We start from the raw sequence: 1,614 nt of genomic DNA, 5'->3' as shown, positions 1-1,614 counted from the left end.
CCATTAACCAATGGTGAAAAAGTTGACGTAACTGCCAAAGATGAAGCAGGCAACGTTTCAGACAAAACTGAAGTGACTGCACCAGACAGCACAGCACCAAATGCACCAAGTGATGTTGTGATCAGTGAAGATGGTTCAACGGTTACAGGTAAAGCAGAACCGGGTTCAACAGTTGAAATCAAAGACAAAGATGGCAACATCTTAGGTTCAGGTACAGCAGACGAAAATGGTGACTTTACGGTTGGTTTGGATACGCCATTAACCAATGGTGAAAAAGTTGACGTAACTGCCAAAGATGAAGCAGGTAACGTTTCAGATAAAACTGAAGTGACTGCACCAGACAGCACAGCACCAAATGCACCAAGTGATGTTGTGATCAGCGAAGATGGTTCAACGGTTACAGGTAAAGCAGAACCGGGTTCAACAGTTGAAATCAAAGACAAAGATGGCAACATCTTGGGTTCAGGTACAGCAGACGAAAATGGTGACTTTACGGTTGGTTTGGATACGCCATTAACCAATGGTGAAAAAGTTGACGTAACTGCCAAAGATGAAGCAGGCAACGTTTCAGACAAAACTGAAGTGACTGCACCAGACAGCACAGCACCAAATGCACCAAGTGATGTTGTGATCAGTGAAGATGGTTCAACGGTTACAGGTAAAGCAGAACCAGGTTCAACAGTTGAAATCAAAGACAAAGATGGCAACATCTTGGGTTCAGGTACAGCAGACGAAAATGGTGACTTTACGGTTGGTTTGGATACGCCATTAACCAATGGTGAAAAAGTTGACGTAACTGCCAAAGATGAAGCAGGTAACGTTTCAGATAAAACTGAAGTGACTGCACCAGACAGCACAGCACCAAATGCACCAAGTGATGTTGTAATCAGTGAAGATGGTTCAACGGTTACAGGTAAAGCAGAACCAGGTTCAACAGTTGAAATCAAAGACAAAGATGGCAACATCTTGGGTTCAGGTACAGCAGACGAAAATGGTGACTTTACGGTTGGTTTGGATACGCCATTAACCAATGGTGAAAAAGTTGACGTAACTGCCAAAGATGAAGCAGGTAACGTTTCAGACAAAACCGAAGTGACTGCACCAGACAGCACAGCACCAGATGCACCAAGTGATGTTGTAATCAGTGAAGATGGTTCAACGGTTACAGGTAAAGCAGAACCGGGTTCAACAGTTGAAATCAAAGACAAAGATGGCAACATCTTAGGTTCAGGTACAGCAGACGAAAATGGTGACTTTACGGTTGGTTTGGATACGCCATTAACCAATGGTGAAAAAGTTGACGTAACTGCCAAAGATGAAGCAGGCAACGTTTCAGACAAAACTGAAGTGACTGCACCAGACAGCACAGCACCAAATGCACCAAGTGATGTTGTGATCAGTGAAGATGGTTCAACGGTTACAGGTAAAGCAGAACCGGGTTCAACAGTTGAAATCAAAGACAAAGATGGCAACATCTTAGGTTCAGGTACAGCAGACGAAAATGGTGACTTTACGGTTGGTTTGGATACGCCATTAACCAATGGTGAAAAAGTTGACGTAACTGCCAAAGATGAAGCAGGTAACGTTTCAGATAAAACTGAAGTGACTGCACCA

1 protein-coding gene is annotated in these 1,614 nt (G+C 43.6%); it reads left to right on the top strand.

The window, feature by feature from the left end; genetic code table 11:
* The coding region (locus HX005_RS19475) for an Ig-like domain-containing protein (RefSeq protein ID WP_286378566.1) at positions 1-1,614 on the top strand (1,614 nt) is incomplete at both ends.

It is taken from the genome of Acinetobacter sp. R933-2 (genome assembly GCF_030325485.1).
In the GTDB taxonomy this organism is placed as follows: domain Bacteria; phylum Pseudomonadota; class Gammaproteobacteria; order Pseudomonadales; family Moraxellaceae; genus Acinetobacter; species Acinetobacter sichuanensis.
Note: the sequence above shows the minus strand (reverse complement) of the source record. Positions and strands in the feature narration are given on the sequence as shown.